Source organism: Pantoea sp. BAV 3049, assembly GCF_009765445.1.
Taxonomy (GTDB): domain Bacteria; phylum Pseudomonadota; class Gammaproteobacteria; order Enterobacterales; family Enterobacteriaceae; genus Erwinia.
In genome coordinates, this window is the sequence record NZ_WHOY01000031.1 from 18,114 (window position 1) to 21,917 (window position 3,804).

4 protein-coding genes, 1 tRNA gene and 1 other RNA gene are annotated in these 3,804 nt (G+C 53.5%); all 6 read left to right on the top strand.

Annotated features, from left to right (window positions below; genetic code table 11):
* Window positions 1-588, top strand: a 588-nt coding sequence (tolA, locus tag GSQ70_RS00835; protein ID WP_158785160.1) for a cell envelope integrity protein TolA, incomplete at its 5' end; no start/stop codon positions are given.
* A gap of 118 nt (window positions 589-706) precedes the next feature.
* Window positions 707-1,999, top strand: a complete 1,293-nt coding sequence (gene tolB / locus GSQ70_RS00840; protein ID WP_158780501.1) for a Tol-Pal system beta propeller repeat protein TolB — start codon at window positions 707-709, stop codon at window positions 1,997-1,999.
* Between the two features lie 44 nt (window positions 2,000-2,043).
* Window positions 2,044-2,559, top strand: coding sequence for a peptidoglycan-associated lipoprotein Pal (gene pal, locus GSQ70_RS00845; protein WP_158780502.1), 516 nt, complete (start codon window positions 2,044-2,046; stop codon window positions 2,557-2,559).
* Between the two features lie 9 nt (window positions 2,560-2,568).
* Entirely contained in the window at window positions 2,569-3,366 is a 798-nt protein-coding gene (gene cpoB, locus GSQ70_RS00850) for a cell division protein CpoB (RefSeq protein ID WP_158780503.1), read from the top strand.
* 164 nt (window positions 3,367-3,530) lie between these two features.
* Window positions 3,531-3,606: transfer RNA gene (locus GSQ70_RS00855), tRNA-Lys, on the top strand.
* A gap of 31 nt (window positions 3,607-3,637) precedes the next feature.
* Window positions 3,638-3,762, top strand: a non-coding RNA gene (locus tag GSQ70_RS00860) — RtT sRNA.
* Window positions 3,763-3,804: the final 42 nt, after the last annotated feature.

Genomic DNA, 3,804 nt, shown 5'->3' on the forward strand with positions numbered 1-3,804 from the left:
AAAGCAGCGGAAGCGCAGGCGAAAGCGGCTCAGGAAGCAAAAGCTAAGGCTGCGCAGGATGCTAAAGAGGCTAAGGAGAAGGCCGCAGCAGAAGCGAAAGAAAAAGCTGAAGCTGCCGCTAAGGCAAAAGCCGACGCCGCAGCCAAAGCGAAAGCAGCCGCAGCGGCTAAAGCAAAAGCAGCAGCTGAAGCCGCTAAAGACAGCAGTGATGTTAACGATCTGCTTGGTGGCCTCGCTTCCGGCAAGAATGCGCCGAAAGAAGGTAAAGCGGGTGGCGCTGCAGCAGGGCAGGGAAATCAGAAGAAAGCGGGTGCTTCAGGCGCGGCTATCGACAGCTATCTCGGTCAGGTGCAGGGCGCGATCCAGAGTAAGTTTTATGATGCGGATACATTCAAAGGCCGTACCTGTGATGTTCACATCAAACTGGCTCCGGACGGCCTGCTAATCTCTGCCACGGCAGCGGGTGGCGATGCTGCACTGTGTCAGGCCGCGATTAACGCAGCCCATATGGCGAAGATCCCTAAACCGCCAAGTGCTGATGTTTATCAGGCAGTAAAAGATGCAACGTTAGAATTCAAGCCTCAATAATTCGGTAACACCCGGCAGGTTGAACTAAGGTCAACATGCCGTACTCTATAGATGCACTATTGGTTCGTTGGAACACTGCTAATTATCGTGGACGTTGCGTTCAGGTAAGGGAGAAAAGATGAAGCAGGCATTTCGTGTAGCACTGAGTTTCTTACTGCTGTTTGTCGCAGTTGCGCATGCAGAAGTTCGCATTGAAATTACCCAGGGTGTGAACACCGCGCGGCCTATCGGCGTGGTGCCATTCAAATGGGATGGTCCGGGCGCGGCTCCGGAAGATATCGGCGGCATCATTGCGGCTGACTTACGTAACAGCGGTAAATTTAATCCGATTGATCGTGCCCGTCTGCCACAGCAGCCAGCTACGGCGGCGGAAGTGCAGCCAGCGGCGTGGACTGCGTTGGGTATTGATGCGGTAGTGGTCGGTCAGGTTCAGCCTGGTGCCGACGGCAGCTACCTGGTTTCTTACCAGCTGGTGGACACCTCCGGTAATCCTGGGGCGATTCTGGCGCAGAACCAGTATAAAGTCACCAAGCAGTGGCTGCGCTATGCGGCTCACACTGCCAGTGACGAATCTTTTGAAAAGCTGACCGGTATTAAAGGTGCGTTCCGTACCCGTATTGCTTATGTGGTGCAGACCAATGGCGGTCAGTTCCCGTATGAGCTGCGCGTGTCGGATTACGATGGCTACAACCAGTTTGTCGTTCACCGTTCACCGCAGCCTCTGATGTCTCCGGCCTGGTCAAAAGACGGCAGCAAACTGGCTTATGTCACCTTTGAAAGCGGTAAATCTGCACTGGTGGTGCAGACGCTGGCTAACGGTGCGATTAAGCAGGTGGCTTCCTTCCCACGCCATAACGGCGCACCGTCGTTCTCTCCGGATGGCAGCAAGCTGGCCTTCGCTCTGTCGAAAACAGGCAGCCTGAATCTGTACGTGATGGACCTGGCCTCTGGTCAGATCAACCAGATCACCGACGGTCGTTATAACAGTACCGAACCGACCTGGTTCCCGGACAGCCAGAGTCTGGCCTATACCTCTGACCAGGCGGGACGTCCACAAATCTATAAAATCAGTGCTAACGGCGGTGCGCCGCAGCGTCTGACCTGGGAAGGTTCCCAGAACCAGGATGCTGATGTGAGCTCTGATGGTAAATCACTGGTGATGATCAGCACCAATGGCGGTGCACAGCACGTCGCCAGACAGGATCTGGAAACGGGAGCCGTTCAACAATTAACGGACACGTTCCTGGATGAAACGCCAAGCCTCGCACCAAACGGCACCATGGTAATCTACAGCTCTACTCAGGGTATGGGTTCCGTTCTGCAGCTTGTGTCGACTGATGGGCGTTTCAAAGCGCGTCTTCCGGCAACCGATGGACAGGTCAAATTCCCTGCCTGGTCGCCGTATCTGTGATGCATGTGTAAATATGTATGGCAAACAATAATAGGATTGTAGAAATGCAACTGAACAAAGTGCTGAAAGGCTTAATGCTGGCACTGCCAGTAATCGCAGTGGCTGCATGTAGCTCACACAAAAACAATAACAACGACCAGACCAACGGTATGGGCGATGGTTCTGCAAACAGCGGCATGAACAGCGGTAACATGTCTTCTGACGAGCAGGCTCGCCTGCAGATGCAGGAACTGCAGAAAAACAACATCGTTTACTTTGGCCTGGACAAGTACGACATCCAGTCTGAGTTCGCTCAGATGCTGGACGCGCACGCCACCTTCCTGCGTAACAACCCATCTTACAAAGTGACTGTTGAAGGTCACGCGGATGAGCGCGGTACGCCAGAGTACAACATCGCCCTGGGCGAGCGTCGTGCTACTGCAGTTAAAATGTACCTGCAGGGTAAAGGTGTTTCTGCTGACCAGATCTCTATCGTTTCTTACGGTAAAGAGAAGCCAGCTGTACTGGGTCACGACGAAGCGGCTTACGCCAAAAACCGTCGTGCCGTACTGGTTTACTAAGAGAATCACATGATTAGTAACTTCAGACTTCACTTGTTGGGTCTGTCGTTACTGGTTGGCGTAGCGGCCCCCTGGGCCGCTAATGCCCAGGCGTCAATCAGTAACGTTGGCTCAGGCTCGGTCGAAGACCGTGTCACCACTCTTGAGCGCATTTCTAATGCTCAGGGGCAACTTCTTCAGCAACTTCAGCAGCAGCTCTCCGACACTCAGCGCGATATCGACTCTCTCCGTGGACAGATTCAGGAAAACCAGTATCAGCTGAATCAGGTCACCGAGCGTCAGAAAGGTCTCTATCAGCAGATTGACAGCCTCAGCAGCGGCAGTAATGCCAGTGCGCCCGCTGCCGGTGGCGACGCCGCCGCTGCGGGTGCTGCTGCTGGAGCGGCTGATAACTCAGCAGCAGCCAGTAACAGTTCTGCACCGGTGCAGAGCGGTGACGCTAACACCGATTACAATGCGGCTGTGGCTCTGGTGCTGGAGAAAAAGCAGAATGAGCAGGCTATCACCGCTTTTCAGGCCTTTGTGAAGAAATACCCGGATTCAACCTACCAGCCGAACGCGAATTACTGGCTGGGTCAGTTGAATTACAACAAAGGCAAAAAAGACGACGCGGCCTATTATTTTGCCACCGTGGTTAAAAATTATCCAAAGTCACCGAAAAGTGCCGATGCGCTGTATAAGGTTGGGGTGATCATGCAGGAGAAAGGTGACAGCGCGAAAGCGAAAGCCGTCTTCCAGCAGGTGGTCAAACAGTACCCAAACACCGATGCAGCAAAACAGGCGCAGAAACGCGCTGCCGCGCTGTAAGTGACGTACTTTGACCAGTTATCGAATGATTTCTGGTCCGGTCGGGTGAAAGTCAGGCAGTTGAACAAGTTATCTGAAAATAGTGGTTGCGCTGAAACGTCAAATCAGTAATATATGCCGCCGTTGCCGGGACATATGTTAAAACGTTCTGACAGCGCAAAAGTGGGTCGTTAGCTCAGTTGGTAGAGCAGTTGACTTTTAATCAATTGGTCGCAGGTTCGAATCCTGCACGACCCACCAATGTAGAAAGGCGCCCTAAAGGCGCCTTTTTGCTATTTGCCATTCGGGCAGGGTTCGAACCTGCAGCAGGTCGGGTCGAACGAAGAGAGACAGCGTTGCCAAAGGCAACGACCCGAAGGGCGAGGCTTCAGCCGAGTCATCCTGCACGACCCACCAATGTAGAAAGGCGCCCTAAAGGCGCCTTTTTGCTATATGCCA